This is a genomic window from Burkholderia sp. MSMB1459WGS (assembly GCF_001534535.1).
Taxonomy (GTDB): Bacteria; Pseudomonadota; Gammaproteobacteria; order Burkholderiales; family Burkholderiaceae; genus Burkholderia.
The window spans coordinates 1-21,645 of record NZ_LPMU01000026.1; the positions used below are offsets into that span (position 1 = coordinate 1).

13 protein-coding genes, 4 tRNA genes and 1 rRNA gene are annotated in these 21,645 nt (G+C 61.5%); all 18 read left to right on the forward strand.

What is annotated here, in order from left to right:
- Positions 1-5: 5 nt before the first annotated feature.
- Positions 6-118: ribosomal RNA gene (rrf, locus tag WT97_RS11590) — 5S ribosomal RNA — on the forward strand.
- Positions 119-2,076: 1,958 nt separating this feature from the next.
- Positions 2,077-2,162 (forward strand) — tRNA-Tyr (locus WT97_RS11595).
- 43 nt (positions 2,163-2,205) lie between these two features.
- Positions 2,206-2,279 (forward strand) — tRNA-Gly (locus WT97_RS11600).
- 22 nt (positions 2,280-2,301) lie between these two features.
- Positions 2,302-2,376 (forward strand) — tRNA-Thr (locus tag WT97_RS11605).
- Between the two features lie 66 nt (positions 2,377-2,442).
- The gene (gene tuf, locus WT97_RS11610; protein ID WP_034209732.1) at positions 2,443-3,633 is read left to right on the forward strand and encodes an elongation factor Tu; all 1,191 of its coding nucleotides are present in this window, start codon (positions 2,443-2,445) and stop codon (positions 3,631-3,633) included.
- A 59-nt stretch (positions 3,634-3,692) separates the two neighbouring features.
- A tRNA-Trp gene (locus tag WT97_RS11615) sits at positions 3,693-3,768 on the forward strand.
- Positions 3,769-3,810: 42 nt separating this feature from the next.
- Positions 3,811-4,191, forward strand: coding sequence for a preprotein translocase subunit SecE (gene secE / locus WT97_RS11620; RefSeq protein ID WP_059499776.1), 381 nt, complete (start codon positions 3,811-3,813; stop codon positions 4,189-4,191).
- A 1-nt stretch (position 4,192) separates the two neighbouring features.
- On the forward strand, positions 4,193-4,750 hold the full coding sequence (nusG, locus tag WT97_RS11625) for a transcription termination/antitermination protein NusG (RefSeq protein WP_006400672.1): 558 nt from the start codon (positions 4,193-4,195) through the stop codon (positions 4,748-4,750).
- A 141-nt stretch (positions 4,751-4,891) separates the two neighbouring features.
- Entirely contained in the window at positions 4,892-5,323 is a 432-nt protein-coding gene (gene rplK, locus WT97_RS11630) for a 50S ribosomal protein L11 (protein WP_006477201.1), read from the forward strand.
- Entirely contained in the window at positions 5,324-6,022 is a 699-nt protein-coding gene (gene rplA / locus WT97_RS11635) for a 50S ribosomal protein L1 (protein ID WP_034209724.1), read from the forward strand.
- 308 nt (positions 6,023-6,330) lie between these two features.
- Entirely contained in the window at positions 6,331-6,828 is a 498-nt protein-coding gene (gene rplJ, locus WT97_RS11640; protein WP_059499775.1) for a 50S ribosomal protein L10, read from the forward strand.
- A 63-nt stretch (positions 6,829-6,891) separates the two neighbouring features.
- Positions 6,892-7,266: a 50S ribosomal protein L7/L12 gene (gene rplL / locus WT97_RS11645; protein WP_006482911.1), complete on the forward strand. Its 375-nt coding sequence runs from the start codon at positions 6,892-6,894 to the stop codon at positions 7,264-7,266.
- 390 nt (positions 7,267-7,656) lie between these two features.
- Positions 7,657-11,763, forward strand: coding sequence for a DNA-directed RNA polymerase subunit beta (rpoB, locus tag WT97_RS11650; RefSeq protein WP_034209726.1), 4,107 nt, complete (start codon positions 7,657-7,659; stop codon positions 11,761-11,763).
- Between the two features lie 21 nt (positions 11,764-11,784).
- Entirely contained in the window at positions 11,785-16,026 is a 4,242-nt protein-coding gene (rpoC, locus tag WT97_RS11655) for a DNA-directed RNA polymerase subunit beta' (RefSeq protein ID WP_059499774.1), read from the forward strand.
- Between the two features lie 277 nt (positions 16,027-16,303).
- Positions 16,304-18,151, forward strand: coding sequence for a DNA helicase RecQ (recQ, locus tag WT97_RS11660; RefSeq protein WP_060353508.1), 1,848 nt, complete (start codon positions 16,304-16,306; stop codon positions 18,149-18,151).
- 227 nt (positions 18,152-18,378) lie between these two features.
- On the forward strand, positions 18,379-18,759 hold the full coding sequence (gene rpsL, locus WT97_RS11665) for a 30S ribosomal protein S12 (RefSeq protein WP_006400662.1): 381 nt from the start codon (positions 18,379-18,381) through the stop codon (positions 18,757-18,759).
- 172 nt (positions 18,760-18,931) lie between these two features.
- Positions 18,932-19,402, forward strand: a complete 471-nt coding sequence (gene rpsG, locus WT97_RS11670) for a 30S ribosomal protein S7 (protein WP_034209730.1) — start codon at positions 18,932-18,934, stop codon at positions 19,400-19,402.
- Between the two features lie 123 nt (positions 19,403-19,525).
- Positions 19,526-21,628 (forward strand): elongation factor G, encoded by a 2,103-nt coding sequence (gene fusA / locus WT97_RS11675; RefSeq protein ID WP_034209731.1) that lies wholly within the window; start codon positions 19,526-19,528, stop codon positions 21,626-21,628.
- Positions 21,629-21,645: the final 17 nt, after the last annotated feature.

Sequence of the window (21,645 nt, forward strand, 5' to 3'; positions counted from 1 at the left end):
CTTTGCCTGATGACCATAGCGAGTCGGTCCCACCCCTTCCCATCCCGAACAGGACCGTGAAACGACTCTACGCCGATGATAGTGCGGATTCCCGTGTGAAAGTAGGTAATCGTCAGGCTCCCCTCAAGACAGAAACCCCCGCCCGATCAGGCGGGGGTTTTTGCATTTCGGCGCCAAGAAAAAGCACGTGGAGAAGCGCCGTTGTGGCAGGAGCTGGGTGTCGACCGAAGGTGTCGGCTCAAATCGGAGCCGCCTCCGCGAGATTGGCACAAATGCACCTCGTCTCTCGGGGTGCCTGCACGCCAGCGTGTTGCTGAAAAACTGTCCTCTTACTTACTTCTCGTTTGTGTGGGCGGTCATCAGATGCGCAACGAGAAATCGCCTTGGCACTTCTCCGTGGCAATCTCCGCCCGGCCTTGCTCAGCACCGGCGCAAACGAGATGTTGCGAGTTCTCCTCATCCGATAATCGATCAGCGTGCGTTGACCACCGGTGTATTTGGCCCATCTTCTACCTCGGTACGCTATGGCTATCGTCTGGCAGCGGGACATGTCTCGCGCTCGCTCTGTCTCCTGCGCGTAGTTGGCAGAACGGGCAGAATGTTGGCGCTCTCAACCCTCTTGTCGCCGCCGCTAATTGTTCGTTCCCCATGGAGCCGCGCGACTGAACTGCGTCAAGAGACGAACGATGTCGCTATCAAGCGCTACTTTTAGTCTATTCGCAGCATTTCACATCGAAATAGCCGTATTGGTACGTGACCCACGCCTGAGTCGGGGCAGGAGGTGCCCCCAGGTCGAGGACTGGCTGCGCCGTGTGCGTATAGCGGGCCAAAGAAGATCAAAAGTCGGCGCGGTTCTTCTCGACGGTCATCTGCAGACCGTCTCATCACGCGTAAATTTTCTTGATGAGCGAATAGGCGGCATTGCCTGCGTGGCATCGCGTTTTTCCCATCTGAAGGGCGTGCAGTCTGCGTCGACGCCTAGAGCCAGGCTTGTATGTGTCGTATTGGGATCGCCGAACGGAGGGCCTCCCACAGCGGAGGGGGCTGTGTTCCGGTCGTGATTCCGGGCCGGCTCGAACATTGCCGGGCAGTGCTCGTCGGATGTCGATGCTCCGGCGCCACATATCGGCTTTCCGACGTTTTCGGGAGTGGGAGGCGTGGTGAGGGTACTCGCGCCGAACCCAGCGCCGGCATTTGCGCCCAGCTGGACGAGGCGGGCACCGTACGAGCGGCTGCGAGGTCGCATGTGCATGTATGTCGACGAGTCGCTGCGGTAAGGCGGTCCGACGACGACGTTGGGCGACTTGCTCGACGAGATGCAGCGGCGCAGACCATCGGAACATTCGACGCGGCGACAAGGCATGGAGAGACCGGAACAGGGAGCTCGTCGTCACCAGGTAGCGGCCATAAGCACATCGAGGCACGCAGAACCGCCGGATGCATCCCGCGAGACGTCGTTGGGCCATCGCACTCCGATCCATCCGTTGTGCCGCGTGCTAGTCGACGCCCATCCAAACCCCCACAAAGCAACCGGGGCTTCGGTCCCGACCGTTGAGCCGCTCCGAGCGTGGAGCGCGCCTCCGGCGCTCCGCGGCGAAGCGGTGAGTCACGCTGCCGTCGGATCACCTGATCGGTATCGCGAGCGGCACCAGGAGTCTGCCAAAGCCGTGGAATGTACCGTTGCGACCACAAAGGAATGCGGTTCAGGAGCAAGCGGGCACATGGGAAGGTAGGCGGGCGATTCCTGCAGGAATCGCCGTCGAACCTCTCGAGAACCATCGGTGCCGGCTCGCCAAGTCGGCCCGGCACGAAATTTGCCGAAATTTCGTGCGTACCGCTTGGCATTGCGCGAAAGAGGCCGTATGATGGCGGTCTTTCGTTTTTAGCGCAGATGTAGATCGGCGTTGAAGACGGAGTCTGACGAAGATGTGGTGCCGATCGGCAACATCTCGCGCTTGCCTTAGCCGGGCGAGGGCGAGGATCGGAGGGAAGCGGAAGTCGGGAAGAGAATGAAAATAATCTTCCGGATGTGCTTGACAGGAGTGCGATGCACCCCCATAATCGTCAGTTCTCTACGGAGGGGTGCCCGAGTGGCTAAAGGGGGCAGACTGTAAATCTGTTGGCTTACGCCTACGTTGGTTCGAATCCAACCTCCTCCACCAAGATATCAGCGCAGTGAGCGGCAAGGAATCGTTAGTGGCCCGTGCGGGTGTAGCTCAATGGTAGAGCAGAAGCCTTCCAAGCTTACGACGAGGGTTCGATTCCCTTCACCCGCTCCAGACCGCTAAGTTGAAGCGTAGCGCCCATGTGGCTCAGTGGTAGAGCACTCCCTTGGTAAGGGAGAGGTCGGCAGTTCGATCCTGCCCATGGGCACCAGCAGTAAAAAGTCAGTGTCTTGTTTGCGCGCGGCGCAACCTGTGAAATTCCTTTTGGGAGTTGAAAATGGCCAAGGAAAAGTTTGAGCGGACCAAGCCGCACGTGAACGTTGGTACGATTGGTCACGTTGACCACGGCAAGACGACGCTGACGGCAGCGATCACGACGGTTCTGACGAAGAAGTTCGGCGGCGAAGCGAAGGCGTACGACCAGATCGACGCGGCACCGGAAGAAAAGGCGCGCGGCATCACGATCAACACGGCGCACGTCGAGTACGAAACGGCTAACCGCCACTACGCACACGTCGACTGCCCGGGCCACGCTGACTATGTGAAGAACATGATCACGGGTGCGGCGCAGATGGACGGCGCGATCCTGGTTTGCTCGGCAGCAGACGGCCCGATGCCGCAAACGCGCGAGCACATCCTGCTGGCACGTCAGGTTGGCGTTCCGTACATCATCGTGTTCCTGAACAAGTGCGACATGGTGGACGACGCTGAACTGCTCGAGCTGGTCGAGATGGAAGTTCGCGAACTCCTGTCGAAGTACGACTTCCCGGGCGACGACACGCCGATCGTGAAGGGTTCGGCGAAGCTGGCGCTGGAAGGCGACACGGGCGAGCTGGGCGAAGTGGCGATCATGAACCTGGCGGACGCACTGGACACGTACATCCCGACGCCGGAGCGTGCGGTTGACGGCGCGTTCCTGATGCCGGTGGAAGACGTGTTCTCGATCTCGGGCCGCGGTACGGTGGTGACGGGTCGTGTCGAGCGCGGCATCATCAAGGTCGGCGAAGAAATCGAAATCGTCGGTATCAAGCCGACGGTGAAGACGACCTGCACGGGCGTTGAAATGTTCCGCAAGCTGCTGGACCAGGGTCAGGCAGGCGACAACGTCGGTATCCTGCTGCGCGGCACGAAGCGTGAAGACGTGGAGCGTGGCCAGGTTCTGGCGAAGCCGGGTTCGATCACGCCGCACACGCACTTCACGGCTGAAGTGTACGTGCTGAGCAAGGACGAAGGCGGCCGTCACACGCCGTTCTTCAACAACTACCGTCCGCAGTTCTACTTCCGTACGACGGACGTGACGGGCTCGATCGAGCTGCCGAAGGACAAGGAAATGGTGATGCCGGGCGACAACGTGTCGATCACGGTGAAGCTGATCGCTCCGATCGCGATGGAAGAAGGTCTGCGCTTCGCAATCCGCGAAGGCGGCCGTACGGTCGGCGCCGGCGTCGTCGCCAAGATCATCGAGTAAGCCAGTTATTCGTTGATCGACAGTTTTGGGGCTGGCGGCAGCCGGCCCCAACATGGTTTAGGGGTATAGCTCAACTGGCAGAGCGTCGGTCTCCAAAACCGAAGGTTGGGGGTTCGATTCCCTCTGCCCCTGCCAAAAATCGCCACGTGTCCTACGTGGCATTTGTTTTAAGGTGTTATGGCGAATCCATCCGTCGAAACTGTAAATACCTCCGGCGATAAGCTGATGCTGGCCCTGGGCGTATTGCTGGTCTTGGCCGGATTCGTGGGCTTCTTCTGGCTGGCCAATCAGCAGTGGTATGTCCGCGGTGCCGCATTGGCGGTAGGTATCATCGCCGGCGTGGCCGTCGGGCTCATGTCCGCCCCTGGCAAGGGTCTCATCGCATTTGCCAAGGATTCGTACAAGGAAGTCCGGAAGGTCGTATGGCCCACCCGCAAGGAAGCAACGCAAACCACACTCGTCGTGTTCGGTTTCGTGCTCGTGATGGCGATTTTCCTCTGGTTGAGCGACAAATCGATCGAATGGGTGATTTTCTCGGTGATTCTGGGTTGGAAATGATATGAGCGATACTCCGGCATCCCCGAGCGGAAAACGTTGGTACGTCGTGCACGCCTACTCCGGTATGGAGAAGAGCGTGCAACGTGCGCTTCAGGAGCGCATCGAACGTGCTGGCATGCAGGACAAATTCGGTCAGATCCTGGTCCCGACCGAAGAAGTGGTCGAAGTCAAAGGCGGTCACAAGGCAGTGACCGAGCGTCGTTTCTTCCCCGGCTATGTGTTGGTGGAAATGGAAATGACGGACGAAACGTGGCATCTCGTGAAGAACACCGCGAAGGTCACCGGTTTCGTCGGCGGTGCGCGTAACCGCCCGACCCCGATTTCCCCGAAGGAAGTCGAGAAGATCATGTCGCAGATGCAGGAAGGCGTCGAAAAACCGCGCCCGAAGACCCTGTTCGAAGTCGGCGAGATGGTGCGTGTCAAGGAAGGTCCGTTCACGGACTTCAACGGCACCGTCGAAGAAGTCAACTACGAGAAATCGCGCGTGCGTGTGTCGGTCACCATTTTTGGCCGCTCCACCCCCGTCGAACTCGAGTTCGGTCAGGTCGAAAAAGTTTGATCCCGATTCGGTGGGCAGCCTCGGCTGCCCACCTTCGCGCTTACGGCCCGCGTCATGGCCGTTGAGGAGCGTCAGTAGCCAGCGGCGAAAGCGCGTTATCACTCACCGAACGCCTTCCCCGGCGTTCCAATGAGGTTTCAAATGGCAAAGAAGATTATCGGCTTTATCAAGCTGCAGATCCCTGCAGGTAAAGCCAACCCGTCGCCGCCGGTCGGTCCGGCACTGGGCCAGCGCGGCCTGAACATCATGGAGTTCTGCAAGGCGTTCAACGCGCAGACTCAAGGCATGGAGCCGGGTCTGCCGGTGCCGGTGGTCATCACGGCATTCGCTGACAAGAGCTTCACGTTCGTGATGAAGACGCCGCCGGCGACCGTCCTGATCAAGAAGGCGGCGAAGGTGGACAAGGGTTCGAGCAAGCCGCACACCGACAAGGTCGGTTCGATCACGCGCGCTCAAGCCGAAGAAATCGCGAAGACCAAGATGCCGGACCTTACGGCAGCTGATCTGGACGCAGCCGTTCGCACCATCGCTGGTAGCGCACGCTCGATGGGTATCACTGTGGAGGGCGTGTAAATGGCTAAGATCTCCAAGCGCCGTCAGGCATTTGCCGCCAAGGTCGACCGTCAGAAGCTGTATGCGATCGAAGACGCACTGAGCCTCGTGAAGGAATGCGCGAGCGCGAAGTTCGACGAGTCGATCGACGTCGCAGTCCAGCTCGGCATCGATGCGAAGAAGTCGGACCAAGTCGTGCGTGGTTCGGTCGTTCTGCCGGCAGGTACGGGCAAGTCGGTTCGCGTTGCCGTGTTCGCGCAAGGCGAAAAGGCCGAGCAGGCTCGTGCAGCAGGCGCGGAAATCGTCGGTATGGAAGACCTGGCAGAGCAGATCAAGGCTGGCCAGATGGACTTCGACATCGTGATCGCTTCGCCGGACACGATGCGTATCGTCGGTACGCTCGGCCAGATCCTCGGCCCGCGCGGCCTGATGCCGAACCCGAAGGTCGGTACGGTCACGCCGGACGTCGCAACCGCCGTCAAGAACGCGAAGGCTGGTCAGGTGCAATTCCGTGTCGACAAGGCCGGTATCATCCACGCGACCATCGGCCGTGCATCGTTCGAGCCGACCGCGCTGCGTTCGAACCTGTCGGCGCTGATCGACGCGCTGCAGAAGGCAAAGCCGGCAACGAGCAAGGGCGTGTACCTGCGCAAGATCGCACTGTCGAGCACGATGGGCGTCGGCGTGCGTGTCGACCAGGCTACGCTGGCAGCACAGTAAGCAAGTATTCGGGCCGCTTCGTTCGCGAAGCGGCCTACATGGGCTTTGGGCGGTTGTTCGTGCAGCAGGGCGGACAACCGGTTATCAAAGACCGTTGGTGGGGCGCAGCAGTCAGGTGATCCCTTAATTCAAGCCAACGCAGATGGCGAACCCGAAAAAGTTTTGCAGTGGTGAAGCCGCAGGCCGCGAAGCGATTCGCGGCGTGAGGTGGAAATACTCCTAACGAGGTCGGACGCCGTTGTTGAACGAGGTACGTGAGGTTTCGACCATGCCGGTCGCGCCCAACGTATCGTTTCTGGAGGCTAACCGTGCCGCTTAATAGAGAAGACAAGCAAGCCGTCGTCGCTGAGGTTTCCGCGCAAGTCGCGAAGGCCCAGACCGTTGTGCTGGCTGAGTATCGTGGAATTGCGGTTGGCGATCTGACCAAGCTGCGCGCGCAAGCGCGTGAGAAGCAGGTGTACCTGCGCGTGTTGAAGAACACGCTGGCGCGTCGCGCTGTCGAAGGTACGCCGTTTGCTCCGCTGGCAGAGCAGATGACTGGTCCGCTGATCTACGGCATCTCGGAAGATGCAATTGCCGCTGCTAAGGTCGTCAACGACTTCAGCAAGAGCAATGACAAGTTGGTCATCAAGGCTGGTTCGTTCGATGGCAAGGTGATGGACAAGGCTGGCGTGCAAGCGCTGGCAAGCATCCCGAGCCGCGAAGAACTGCTCTCGAAGCTGCTGTTCGTTATGCAATCGCCTGTTTCGGGCTTCGCGCGTGCTCTGGCCGCGCTGGCCGAGAAGAAGCAAGCAGAAGCTGCGTAAGCGAACGTGCATCAGCGTTACTGATCGCTGGCTGTATCCGAATTCAATTTAGGAGTATTTCAAATGGCAATCGCAAAAGAAGACATCCTGGCAGCAGTCGAAGGGATGACCGTTCTGGAACTGAACGAACTGGTCAAGGCGTTCGAAGAGAAGTTTGGCGTGTCGGCAGCTGCAGTGGCAGTCGCTGGCCCGGCAGGCGGCGGCGCAGCTGCTGCAGCAGAAGAGAAGACCGAATTCACGGTCGTCCTGGCTGAAGCCGGCGCCAACAAGGTTTCGGTCATCAAGGCCGTTCGCGAACTGACGGGCCTGGGCCTGAAGGAAGCGAAGGACCTGGTTGACGGTGCACCGAAGCCCATCAAGGAAGGCGTCGACAAGGCTGCTGCTGAAGAAGCCAAGAAGAAGCTGGAAGAAGCTGGCGCGAAGGTCGAAGTCAAGTAAGTTTCGGCGCGCTGTGCGAAGGCTGGCGGTATTTTCACCGCCGGCCTTTTTGTGCTTTGTGGGGACGTTATTCTGGCACTCATTCGGGAGCCCGAATAATCGACCCCAGAAGCCAAAGAAAACCGCCTGATCGTTGTGATCGTTGTGACGCATCACACGCGATTGGCGGTTCTCTTTGTCTTCTGAAGCGACTGCAGAAGGCAAGTTTGGTCGGGTAGCGGGCAACACAGGCATCCGCTGCCGTCAGCCAGCGGTTGGTAGCGGCCAACCACCAAGCTTCTCGGCTCGTTCAAGCCGTCGAACGGCCATCGGGTCTCAGTCGGTGAACACTCGGGTTTGAAACGTCCAGGTATTCCGCCTCGATAGCACCCGCCGTGATTCGGAGATCGTATGCAATATTCCTTCACCGAGAAGAAGCGCATTCGCAAGAGTTTCGCGAAGCGCCCCATCGTTCACCAAGTTCCGTTCTTGCTGGCTACTCAGCTTGAATCATTCAGCACGTTTCTGCAAGCCGATGTGCCGGCGACGCAACGCAAGCCTGAAGGTTTGCAGGCCGCGTTCACATCGGTATTTCCCATTGTTTCGCACAACGGTTTCGCGCGCCTCGAGTTCGTGAGCTATGCGCTGTCCTCGCCGGCATTCAACATCAAGGAATGCCAGCAGCGTGGCCTGACGTACTGCTCCGCGCTGCGCGCGAAGGTCCGCCTCGTCATCCTCGACAAGGAATCGCCGAACAAGCCGGTCGTCAAGGAAGTGAAGGAGCAGGAAGTGTACATGGGCGAAATTCCGCTCATGACGCCGACGGGCTCGTTCGTCATCAACGGCACCGAGCGTGTCATCGTCTCGCAGCTGCACCGTTCGCCGGGCGTATTCTTCGAACACGACAAGGGCAAGACGCACAGCTCGGGCAAGCTGCTGTTCTCGGCACGGATCATTCCGTACCGCGGCTCGTGGCTCGACTTCGAATTCGATCCGAAGGACATCCTGTACTTCCGCGTCGACCGTCGCCGCAAGATGCCGGTGACGATCCTGCTGAAGGCCATCGGCCTGACGCCGGAACAGATCCTCGCGAACTTCTTCGTGTTCGACAACTTCACGCTGATGGACGAAGGCGCGCAACTCGAGTTCGTGCCCGAGCGCCTGCGTGGTGAAGTCGCGCGTTTCGACATCACGGATCGCGACGGCAAGGTCATCGTCCAGAAGGACAAGCGGATCAACGCGAAGCACATTCGCGACCTCGAAGCCGCGAAGACCAAGTTCATCTCGGTGCCGGAAGACTATCTGCTCGGCCGCGTGCTGGCGAAGAACGTCGTCGACGGCGACACCGGCGAAGTGATCGCGAGCGCGAACGACGAAGTCACGGAAAGCGTGCTCGAGAAGCTGCGCGAAGCGGGTATCAAGGACATCCAGACGCTCTACACGAACGATCTGGATCAGGGTCCGTACATCTCGTCGACGCTGCGTGTCGACGAAACGACCGACAAGACGGCCGCGCGCATCGCGATCTACCGCATGATGCGTCCGGGCGAGCCGCCGACCGAAGAAGCGGTCGAGGCGCTGTTCAACCGCCTGTTCTACAGCGAAGAAGCGTACGACCTGTCGAAGGTCGGCCGCATGAAGTTCAACCGCCGCGTCGGCCGTGACGAGATCGTCGGTCCGATGACGCTGCAGGACGACGACATTCTCGCGACGATCAAGATTCTCGTCGAGCTGCGTAACGGCAAGGGCGAAGTGGACGACATCGACCACCTCGGCAACCGTCGCGTGCGTTGCGTCGGCGAACTGGCGGAAAACCAGTTCCGCGCGGGCCTCGTGCGTGTCGAGCGCGCGGTCAAGGAACGCCTCGGCCAGGCCGAAAGCGAAAACCTGATGCCGCACGACCTGATCAACTCGAAGCCGATTTCGTCGGCGATCCGCGAGTTCTTCGGTTCGTCGCAGCTGTCGCAGTTCATGGACCAGACCAACCCGCTGTCGGAAATCACGCACAAGCGCCGTGTTTCCGCACTGGGCCCGGGCGGTCTGACGCGCGAGCGCGCAGGCTTCGAAGTCCGCGACGTGCACCCGACCCACTACGGCCGCGTGTGCCCGATCGAAACGCCGGAAGGTCCGAACATCGGCCTGATCAACTCGCTCGCGCTGTACGCGCACCTGAACGAGTACGGCTTCCTCGAGACGCCGTACCGCAAGGTCGTGGACGGCAAGGTGACCGACCAGATCGACTACCTGTCGGCGATCGAGGAAGGCCGCTACATGATCGCTCAGGCGAACGCCGCGATCGACGAGGACGGCCGACTGATCGACGAACTCGTGTCGTCGCGTGAAGCCGGCGAAACGATGATGGTCACGCCGGACCGCATCCAGTACATGGACGTCGCGCCGTCGCAGATCGTGTCGGTCGCAGCGTCGCTGATTCCGTTCCTCGAACACGACGACGCGAACCGTGCACTGATGGGTTCGAACATGCAGCGTCAGGCCGTGCCGTGTCTGCGTCCGGAAAAGCCGGTCGTCGGGACGGGCATCGAGCGCACCTGCGCGGTCGACTCGGGTACGACGGTCCAGGCGTTCCGCGGCGGCGTCGTCGACTACGTCGATGCAGGCCGTATCGTGATTCGCGTGAACGACGACGAAGCGGTCGCGGGTGAAGTCGGTGTCGACATCTACAACCTGATCAAGTACACGCGTTCGAACCAGAACACGAACATCAACCAGCGTCCGATCGTGAAGATGGGCGACAAGGTCTCGCGCGGCGACGTGCTGGCCGACGGCGCCTCGACGGACCTGGGCGAGCTCGCGCTCGGCCAGAACATGCTGATCGCGTTCATGCCGTGGAACGGCTACAACTTCGAGGATTCGATCCTGATCTCGGAGAAGGTGGTCGCGGACGATCGCTACACGTCGATCCACATCGAAGAGCTGAACGTCGTTGCACGCGACACGAAGCTCGGGCCGGAAGAAATCACGCGCGACATCTCGAACTTGGCGGAAGTCCAGCTCGGCCGTCTCGACGAATCGGGCATCGTGTACATCGGTGCCGAAGTCGAAGCGGGCGACGTGCTGGTCGGCAAGGTCACGCCGAAGGGCGAGACCCAGCTGACGCCGGAAGAGAAGCTGCTGCGCGCGATCTTCGGCGAGAAGGCTTCGGACGTGAAGGACACGTCGCTGCGCGTGCCGTCGGGCATGAGCGGCACCGTGATCGACGTCCAGGTGTTCACGCGCGAAGGCATTCAGCGCGACAAGCGTGCGCAACAGATCATCGACGACGAACTGAAGCGTTACCGCCTCGACCTGAACGACCAGCTGCGCATCGTGGAAGGCGACGCGTTCCAGCGTCTCGCGCGCATGCTCGTGGGCAAGGTCGCGAACGGCGGTCCGAAGAAGCTCGCGAAGGGCACGAAGATCGACCAGGCTTACCTGGAAGACCTCGACCACTACCACTGGTTCGACATCCGTCTCGCGGACGACGAAGCAGCGGCGCAGCTCGAAGCGATCAAGAACTCGATCGAGGAAAAGCGTCACCAGTTCGACCTCGCGTTCGAAGAGAAGCGCAAGAAGCTCACGCAAGGCGACGAACTGCCGCCGGGCGTGCTGAAGATGGTCAAGGTGTACCTGGCGGTGAAGCGCCGCCTGCAGCCTGGCGACAAGATGGCGGGCCGTCACGGTAACAAGGGTGTCGTGTCGAAGATCGTCCCGATCGAAGACATGCCGTACATGGCCGATGGCCGTCCGGCAGACGTCGTGCTGAACCCGCTCGGCGTGCCGTCGCGGATGAACGTGGGTCAGGTTCTGGAAGTGCACCTCGGCTGGGCCGCGAAGGGCCTCGGCTGGCGTATCGGCGAAATGCTGCAGCGTCAGGCGAAGATCGAGGAACTGCGCGCGTTCCTGACGAAGATCTACAACGAGTCGGGCCGCCAGGAAGATCTGGAAAGCTTCACCGACGACGAGATCCTCGAACTCGCGAAGAACCTGCGCGAAGGCGTGCCGTTCGCAACGCCGGTGTTCGACGGTGCGACCGAGGAAGAAATGGGCAAGATGCTCGACCTCGCGTTCCCGGACGACATCGCCGAACAGCTCGGCATGAATCCGTCGAAGAACCAGGTCCGCCTGTACGACGGCCGCACGGGTGAAATGTTCGAACGTCGCGTGACGCTCGGCTACATGCACTACCTGAAGCTGCACCACCTGGTCGACGACAAGATGCACGCGCGTTCGACGGGCCCGTACTCGCTCGTCACGCAGCAGCCGCTGGGCGGTAAGGCGCAGTTCGGTGGCCAGCGTTTCGGTGAAATGGAAGTGTGGGCACTCGAAGCGTACGGCGCGTCCTACGTGCTGCAGGAAATGCTGACGGTGAAGTCGGACGACGTGACCGGCCGGACGAAGGTGTACGAAAACCTCGTCAAGGGCGATCACGTGATCGATGCAGGCATGCCGGAATCCTTCAACGTGCTCGTGAAGGAAATCCGCTCGCTCGGTATCGATATCGATCTCGACCGCAATTAATCGGACTACGGAGAGAAAGCAATGAAAGCTCTGCTCGATCTATTCAAGCAAGTCCAACAGGAAGAAGTTTTCGACGCGATCAAGATCGGTCTGGCCTCGCCCGACAAGATCCGTTCGTGGTCGTTCGGCGAAGTGAAGAAGCCGGAGACCATCAACTACCGTACGTTCAAGCCGGAACGCGATGGTCTGTTCTGCGCGAAGATCTTCGGGCCGATCAAGGACTACGAGTGCCTGTGCGGCAAGTACAAGCGCCTGAAGCACCGCGGCGTGATCTGCGAGAAGTGCGGCGTCGAAGTGACGCTGGCGAAGGTGCGTCGCGAACGGATGGGCCACATCGAGCTGGCCTCGCCGGTCGCGCACATCTGGTTCCTGAAGTCGCTGCCGTCGCGTCTGGGCATGGTGCTCGACATGACGCTGCGCGACATCGAACGCGTGCTGTACTTCGAAGCGTACGTGGTGATCGAACCGGGCATGACGCCGCTGAAGGCGCGGCAGATCATGACCGAAGAGGATTATTACAACAAGGTCGAGGAATACGGCGACGAATTCCGTGCCGAGATGGGCGCGGAAGGCGTGCGTGAACTGCTGCGCGCGATCAACATCGACGAGCAGGTCGAGACGCTGCGCACCGAGCTGAAGAACACCGGCTCGGAAGCGAAGATCAAGAAGTACGCGAAGCGCCTGAAGGTCCTCGAGGCATTCCAGCGCTCGGGCATCAAGCCCGAGTGGATGATCCTCGAAGTGCTGCCGGTGCTGCCGCCGGAACTGCGTCCGCTCGTGCCGCTGGACGGCGGCCGTTTCGCGACGTCGGACCTGAACGACCTGTATCGCCGCGTGATCAACCGTAACAACCGGTTGAAGCGCCTGCTCGAGCTGAAGGCCCCTGAAATCATCGTCCGCAACGAAAAGCGGATGCTGCAGGAAGCCGTCGACTCGCTGCTCGACAACGGTCGTCGCGGCAAGGCGATGACGGGCGCGAACAAGCGTCCGCTGAAGTCGCTCGCCGACATGATCAAGGGCAAGGGCGGCCGTTTCCGTCAGAACCTGCTGGGCAAGCGCGTCGACTACTCGGGCCGTTCGGTCATCGTGGTCGGCCCGACGCTGAAGCTGCACCAGTGCGGTCTGCCGAAGCTGATGGCGCTCGAACTGTTCAAGCCGTTCATCTTCAACAAGCTGGAAGTGATGGGCGTCGCGACGACCATCAAGGCTGCGAAGAAGGAAGTCGAGAACCAGACGCCGGTGGTGTGGGACATCCTCGAAGAGGTGATCCGCGAGCATCCGGTGATGCTGAACCGTGCGCCGACGCTGCACCGTCTCGGTATCCAGGCGTTCGAGCCGGTGCTGATCGAAGGCAAGGCAATCCAGCTGCATCCGCTCGTCTGCGCGGCGTTCAACGCCGACTTCGACGGTGACCAGATGGCCGTTCACGTGCCGCTGTCGCTCGAAGCGCAGATGGAAGCGCGCACGCTGATGCTCGCGTCGAACAACGTGCTGTTCCCGGCCAACGGCGATCCGTCGATCGTGCCGTCGCAGGATATCGTGCTGGGTCTGTACTACGCGACCCGCGAAGCGATCAACGGCAAGGGCGAAGGCCTGTCGTTCACGGGCGTGTCGGAAGTCATCCGCGCGTACGAGAACAAGGAAGTCGAGCTGGCCTCGCGCGTCAACGTCCGGATCACCGAAATGGTCCGCAACGAGGACACGTCGGAAGGCGCGCCGGAGTTCGTGCCGAAGATCACGCTGTACGCGACGACCGTCGGTCGCGCGATCCTGTCGGAGATCCTGCCGCATGGCCTGCCGTTCTCGGTGCTGAACAAGCCGCTGAAGAAGAAGGAAATCTCGCGCCTGATCAACACGGCGTTCCGCAAGTGCGGTCTGCGTGCGACGGTGGTGTTCGCCGACCAGCTGATGCAGTCGGGTTTCCGTCTCGCGACGCGCGCCGGCATCTCGATCTGCGTGGACGACATGCTCGTGCCGCCGCAGAAGGAAACGATCGTCGGCGACGCCGCGAAGAAGGTGAAGGAATACGACCGCCAGTACATGTCGGGTCTCGTCACCGCGCAGGAACGCTACAACAACGTGGTCGACATCTGGTCGGCAACGTCGGAAGCGGTCGGCAAGGCGATGATGGAGCAGCTGTCGACGGAGCCGGTGATCGATCGCGACGGCAACGAGACGCGCCAGGAGTCGTTCAACTCGATCTACATGATGGCCGACTCGGGCGCCCGGGGTTCGGCGGTTCAGATTCGTCAGCTGGCCGGTATGCGTGGCCTGATGGCGAAGCCGGACGGCTCGATTATCGAGACGCCGATTACCGCGAACTTCCGCGAAGGTCTGAACGTGTTGCAGTACTTCATCTCGACCCACGGTGCACGTAAGGGTCTGGCTGATACGGCACTGAAGACCGCGAACTCGGGTTACCTGACGCGTCGTCTCGTCGACGTCACGCAGGACCTGGTGGTGGTCGAGGACGATTGCGGCACGTCGAACGGCGTGGCGATGAAGGCGCTCGTCGAAGGCGGTGAAGTCGTCGAAGCGCTGCGCGACCGTATCCTCGGCCGCGTCGCGGTTGCGGACGTCGTGAATCCGGAAACGCAGGAAACGCTGTACGAATCGGGCACGCTGCTCGACGAAACGGCGGTCGAGGAAATCGAACGCCTCGGCATCGACGAAGTGCGCGTGCGCACGCCGCTGACCTGCGAAACGCGTTACGGCCTGTGCGCATCCTGCTACGGCCGCGACCTCGGCCGCGGCTCGCTGGTGAACGTCGGCGAAGCAGTCGGCGTGATCGCGGCGCAGTCGATCGGCGAACCGGGCACGCAGCTGACGATGCGTACGTTCCACATCGGTGGTGCGGCATCGCGTGCGGCCGTGGCTTCGTCGGTCGAAGCGAAGAGCAACGGTATCGTCCGCTTCACGGCGACGATGCGCTACGTCACGAACGCGAAGGGCGAGCAGATCGTCATTTCCCGTTCGGGCGAAGCGATGATCACCGACGACTTCGGTCGCGAGCGCGAGCGTCACAAAGTGCCGTACGGCGCGACGCTGCTGCAGCTCGACGGCGCGACCATCAAGGCCGGCACGCAGCTCGCCACGTGGGATCCGCTGACGCGTCCGATCATCACCGAGTACGGTGGTACGGTGAAGTTCGAGAACGTCGAGGAAGGCGTGACCGTCGCGAAGCAGATCGACGACGTGACCGGCCTGTCGACGCTGGTCGTGATCGACGTGAAGCGCCGCGGTTCGCAGGCTTCGAAGAGCGTGCGTCCGCAGGTGAAGCTGCTCGACGCGAACGGCGAAGAAGTGAAGATTCCGGGCACGGAGCACGCGGTGCAGATCGGCTTCCAGGTCGGCGCACTGATCACCGTGAAGGATGGCCAGCAGGTGCAGGTCGGTGAAGTGCTCGCACGTATCCCGACCGAAGCGCAGAAGACGCGTGACATTACCGGCGGTCTGCCGCGGGTGGCGGAACTGTTCGAAGCGCGTTCGCCGAAGGATGCCGGCATTCTCGCGGAGGTCACCGGTACGACGTCGTTCGGTAAGGACACGAAGGGCAAGCAGCGTCTCGTCATCACGGATCTCGAGGGCAACCAGCACGAGTTCCTGATCGCGAAGGAAAAGCAGGTTCTGGTTCACGATGCCCAGGTCGTCAACAAGGGCGAAATGATCGTGGACGGTCCGGCCGATCCGCACGACATCCTGCGTCTGCAGGGTATCGAGGCGCTGTCGCGCTACATCGTCGACGAAGTGCAGGACGTGTACCGTCTGCAGGGCGTGAAGATCAACGACAAGCACATCGAGGTGATCGTTCGCCAGATGCTGCGTCGTGTGCAGATCACCGACAACGGCGATACGCGCTTCATCCCGGGCGAACAGGTCGAGCGTTCCGACATGCTGGACGAGAACGATCGCATGATCGCCGAGGGCAAGCGTCCGGCTTCGTACGACAACGTGCTGCTCGGTATCACGAAGGCGTCGCTGTCGACCGACTCGTTCATCTCCGCGGCATCGTTCCAGGAAACGACCCGCGTGCTGACCGAAGCGGCGATCATGGGCAAGCGCGACGATCTGCGCGGCCTGAAGGAAAACGTGATCGTCGGCCGTCTGATTCCGGCCGGTACGGGTCTCGCGTTCCACAAGGCACGCAAGGCGAAGGAATCGTCGGATCGCGAGCGTTTCGACCAGATCGCAGCGGAAGAGGCATTCGACTTCGGCACGCCGAGCGCGCCGGCGGAAGAGCCGCAACACCCGGCAGCCGAGTAAGCGCGGGGCGGCGCAAGCCGCCTTGCCTTGCTATCATCGCTGTCACCGAAACCGCCCGGTTCTGCCGGGCGGTTTTTTTTCATCCTTCGTTCACGTGCATCACGGGCCGGCACAGCGCCGGCGCATGCGTCGCGATCGCGTCCGGTACGGGCGCGGCAGGCCCGTGATGCACGCGAACGAACCCTGACCGAACGGCCAATATCGCGCGATTCGCCCCGCGTCGCGCGAGCGGGTTGTTAAAATTGCGGTCATCGCTTAGCCGTCCCTGCTCTCATTCATGTCCCGCGCCCTCGAAATACTCGACGAAGTCTTTGGTTATTCCGCCTTTCGCGGCCAGCAGGGCGAGATCGTCGAGCACGTCGCCGGCGGCGGCGATTGTCTCGTGCTGATGCCGACCGGCGGCGGCAAGTCGCTGTGCTACCAGATTCCCGCGCTGCTGCGCCGCGAGGCCGGGCAGGGCGCCGGCATCGTCGTGTCGCCGCTGATCGCGCTGATGCAGGACCAGGTCGCCGCGTTGAGCGAAGTTGGCGTGCGCGCGGCCTATCTGAATTCGACGTTGTCGGGCGCCGAGGCAGCGGCCACCGAGCGCGCGCTGCGCGAGGGCGAAATCGACCTGCTGTACGTCGCGCCGGAGCGGTTGATGACGGGGCGCTTCCTCGAGCTGCTCGAGCGCGCGAAGATCGGCCTGTTCGCGATCGACGAAGCGCACTGCGTGTCGCAATGGGGGCACGATTTCCGCCCGGAATACATCCAGCTGTCGGTGCTGCACGAGCGCTTCCCGTCGGTGCCGCGCATCGCGCTCACCGCCACGGCCGATGCGATCACGCGCGACGAGATCATCCATCGTCTCGCGCTCGACGATGCACGCGTGTTCGTGTCGAGCTTCGACCGGCCGAACATCCGCTACCGGATCGTCGAAAAGGACAACGCACGCGCGCAGCTGCTCGATTTCATTCGCGCCGAGCACACGAATGCCGACGGCACGACGGACGCGGGTGTCGTCTATTGCCTGTCGCGCCGCAAGGTCGAGGAAACGGCCGAATGGCTGAAGGCGCAGGGCGTGCGCGCGCTGCCGTACCACGCGGGAATGGAGTTCGAGATGCGGCAGAAGCACCAGGAAATGTTCCAGCGCGAGGAAGGCATCGTGATGTGCGCGACGATCGCGTTCGGCATGGGCATCGACAAGCCCGACGTGCGTTTCGTCGCGCATCTCGACTTGCCGAAGAGCGTCGAAGGCTACTACCAGGAAACCGGCCGCGCGGGCCGCGACGGGCTACCCGCGAACGCGTGGATGGCGTATGGCCTCGGCGATGTCGTCCAGCAGCGCAAGATGATCGACGAGTCCGATGCGGACGACGCGCACAAGCGTGTGCAGACGTCGAAGCTCGATGCGCTGCTCGGCTTGTGCGAGACGATCTCGTGTCGCCGCGTGCGGCTGCTGAACTACTTCGGCGAGGCGAGCCAGCCGTGCGGCAACTGCGACACGTGCCTCGAGCCGCCCGCGTCGTGGGACGCGACGCGCGAGGCGCAGATGGCGCTGTCGTGCGTGTTCCGCGCGCAGCGCGCGAGCGGCTTCAATTTCGGTTCCAGTCACCTGATCGAGATCCTGCGTGGCGGGCGCACCGAGAAGGTGTTGCAGCGCGGCCACGATCAGCTCAGCACGTTCGGAATCGGCGCAGCGCTGTCCGAGCCCGAGTGGCGCGCGATTTTCCGGCAGCTGGTCGCGTACGGCTACCTGGCCGTCGACCATGGCGGCTTCGGCGCGCTGATGTTGACCGAGGCCGCGAAGCCCGTGCTGAAGAACGAGGAAAAGGTCACGCTGCGCCGCTATGTGAAGCCGCAGCGCACCCGCCAGTCGTCGAGCCGCAGCGCCACGCGCGTCGATCCGACGGCTGGCATGGGCGCCCGCGAGCGCGCACGGTGGGATGCGCTGCGCGCATGGCGGGCGGAAACCGCGAAGACCGACGGCGTGCCGGCCTATGTGATTTTCCACGACGCGACGCTCGCCGAAATCGCGCGCAACGCGCCGGAGACGATCGACGACCTGCGTCACATCCCCGGCATGGGCGTGCGCAAGCTCGAACGCTTCGGCGACGAGATCATCGACGTCGTCGAATCGGCCTGACACAGGTGTTCCGCCCCCTTCTGTAAACCGCGCGGTCGGTCGGCACATCACGCAAGCCGTTGACTTAGTTGGTATTTCCGGAATATCATGTTGGGTTCCGGTATTCGGTGGGCCGAGTCGCGTTCGAAGGTTCGTGTCCGTCTCGCCGGTTCGGAAGTCAACTGTGCGTCGATTTTCGCTTTGCCCGAAATCGATGTGCAGATTTTGTTCAATTTCAGGAATAAACAATGCCAACCATCAACCAACTGGTTCGCAAAGGCCGTCAGTCGGAAACGACGAAGAGCAAGAGCCCGGCCCTGCAGGACTGCCCCCAGCGTCGCGGCGTGTGCACCCGTGTGTACACGACAACGCCGAAGAAGCCGAACTCGGCACTCCGTAAGGTCGCCAAGGTTCGTCTGACGAACGGCTTCGAAGTGATTTCGTACATCGGCGGTGAAGGCCACAACCTGCAGGAGCACTCGGTTGTGCTGATCCGCGGCGGCCGTGTGAAGGACTTGCCGGGTGTGCGTTACCACATGGTTCGCGGCTCGCTGGATACCCAGGGCGTCAAGGACCGTAAGCAAGCGCGCTCGAAGTACGGCGCGAAGCGTGCAAAGGCTGCCAAGTAAGCAGTTTTTGATCAGGGATCGCCGCAGGGCGGTCAAGGCGGGAGTGCCGGATTGCCGGTGCTGTCGAGTAAGTGGTCACCCGGCCAAGCTGGTTAGTCGTGAAGATGTGATCGGGTTTGTTGGTGGCCGCGGAGCTGGTTGCAGCTCCAACTGAACAAGTAAAGGAAGAATCATGCCGCGTCGTCGCGAAGTCCCCAAGCGGGAAGTGTTGCCGGATCCGAAGTTCGGTAACGTTGATGTTGCCAAGTTCATGAACATGCTGATGCTGTCCGGCAAGAAGTCGGTCGCAGAGCGCATCGTTTATGGCGCATTCGAACAAATCCAGACCAAGGGTGGCAAGGACCCGCTGGAAGTGTTCACGGTTGCGCTCAACAACGTGAAGCCGGTGGTCGAAGTGAAGAGCCGCCGCGTTGGTGGTGCCAACTATCAAGTTCCGGTCGAAGTGCGCCCGTCGCGTCGTATGGCATTGGCGATGCGCTGGCTGCGTGAGGCTGCGAAGAAGCGCAGCGAGAAGTCGATGGCTCTGCGTCTGGCAGGCGAACTCACCGAAGCGGCCGAAGGCCGTGGCGGCGCGATGAAGAAGCGCGATGAAGTTCACCGCATGGCAGAAGCCAACCGCGCGTTCTCGCATTTCCGTTTCTAAGCGCCTGGCTGGGCTGTTTGCGGAAATAAATTCCGGGCGGGTGCGCTTTTCAGGCGCCTCGCCCGTTTGTGTTGAGGCGTGATGCAGCAGGGCTGCATCACGTCATCCCAGTAGAGGATCAAAGTGGCTCGCAAGACTCCTATCGAGCGCTACCGCAATATCGGTATTAGCGCTCACATCGACGCCGGCAAGACGACGACGACCGAGCGCATTCTGTTTTACACCGGTGTGAACCACAAGATCGGTGAAGTCCACGACGGCGCAGCCACGATGGACTGGATGGAGCAGGAACAGGAACGTGGCATCACGATCACGTCCGCTGCTACCACGGCCTTCTGGAAGGGCATGGGCGGCAACTATCCGGAACACCGCATCAACATCATCGACACCCCGGGCCACGTCGACTTCACGATCGAAGTGGAGCGTTCGATGCGCGTGCTCGACGGCGCGTGCATGGTGTACTGCGCAGTGGGCGGCGTGCAGCCGCAGTCGGAAACGGTGTGGCGCCAGGCGAACAAGTACAAGGTGCCGCGTCTCGCGTTCGTCAACAAGATGGACCGTACCGGCGCGAACTTCTTCAAGGTCTACGACCAGCTCCGTCTGCGCCTGAAGGCGAACCCGGTTCCGGTCGTGGTGCCGATCGGCTCGGAAGAAAACTTCAAGGGCGTGGTCGACCTGATCAAGATGAAGGCGATCATTTGGGACGAAGCGTCGCAAGGCACGAAGTTCGACTACGTCGACATCCCGGCCGAACTCGCAGAGACCTGCAAGGAATGGCGCGAAAAGATGGTCGAAGCGGCTGCCGAAGCCAGCGAAGACCTGATGAACAAGTATCTGGAAGAAGGCGATCTGCCGGAAGCCGACATCGTCAAGGCGCTGCGTGACCGTACGATCGCGTGCGAAATCCAGCCGATGCTGTGCGGTACCGCGTTCAAGAACAAGGGCGTGCAGCGTATGCTCGACGCCGTGATCGACTTCCTGCCGTCGCCGGTCGACATTCCGCCGGTCAAGGGCGAGCTCGAAAACGGCGAAGAAGCAGAGCGCAAGGCATCGGACGAAGAGAAGTTCTCGTCGCTCGCGTTCAAGATCATGACCGACCCGTTCGTCGGCCAGCTGATCTTCTTCCGTGTGTACTCGGGCGTCGTCAACTCGGGCGACACGCTGCTGAACTCGACCAAGGGCAAGAAGGAACGCCTCGGCCGTATTCTGCAGATGCACGCGAACCAGCGTGAAGAAATCAAGGAAGTCCGCGCAGGCGACATCGCTGCAGCGGTCGGCCTGAAGGAAGCCACCACGGGCGACACGCTGTGCGACCCGGCGAACCCGATCGTTCTCGAACGCATGGTGTTCCCGGAGCCGGTGATTTCGCAGGCGGTCGAGCCGAAGACCAAGGCCGACCAGGAAAAGATGGGCCTCGCACTGAACCGTCTGGCTCAGGAAGACCCGTCGTTCCGCGTGCAGACCGACGAAGAGTCGGGCCAGACCATCATTTCGGGCATGGGCGAGCTCCACCTCGAAATTCTGGTCGACCGGATGAAGCGTGAATTCGGCGTGGAAGCGACCGTCGGCAAGCCGCAGGTTGCATACCGCGAAACGATCCGTTCGACGGCGAAGGACGTCGACGGCAAGTTCGTCAAGCAGTCGGGTGGTCGCGGCCAGTACGGTCACGCGGTCATCACGCTCGAGCCGAACGAACAAGGCAAGGGCTACGAGTTCTTCGACGAGATCAAGGGTGGTGTGATTCCGCGTGAATACATCCCGGCGGTCGACAAGGGTATCCAGGACACGCTGAAGTCGGGCGTGCTGGCAGGCTTCCCGGTCGTCGACGTGAAGGTTCACCTGACGTTCGGTTCGTACCACGACGTTGACTCGAACGAAAACGCGTTCCGCATGGCCGGTTCGATGGCGTTCAAGGAAGCGATGCGCAAGGCGAACCCGGTCGTCCTCGAGCCGATGATGGCTGTCGAAGTCGAGACGCCGGAAGACTACATGGGCAACGTGATGGGCGACCTGTCGGGCCGTCGCGGTATCGTCCAGGGCATGGAAGACATGGTTGGCGGCGGCAAGATCGTGCGCGCCGAAGTGCCGCTGTCGGAAATGTTCGGCTACTCGACGTCGCTGCGCTCGCTGACGCAAGGTCGTGCAACGTACACGATGGAGTTCAAGCACTACGCTGAAGCTCCGCGCAACGTTGCCGAAGCGATCATCAGCGCAAAGTCGAAGTAAATCTTTAGCTACCAATC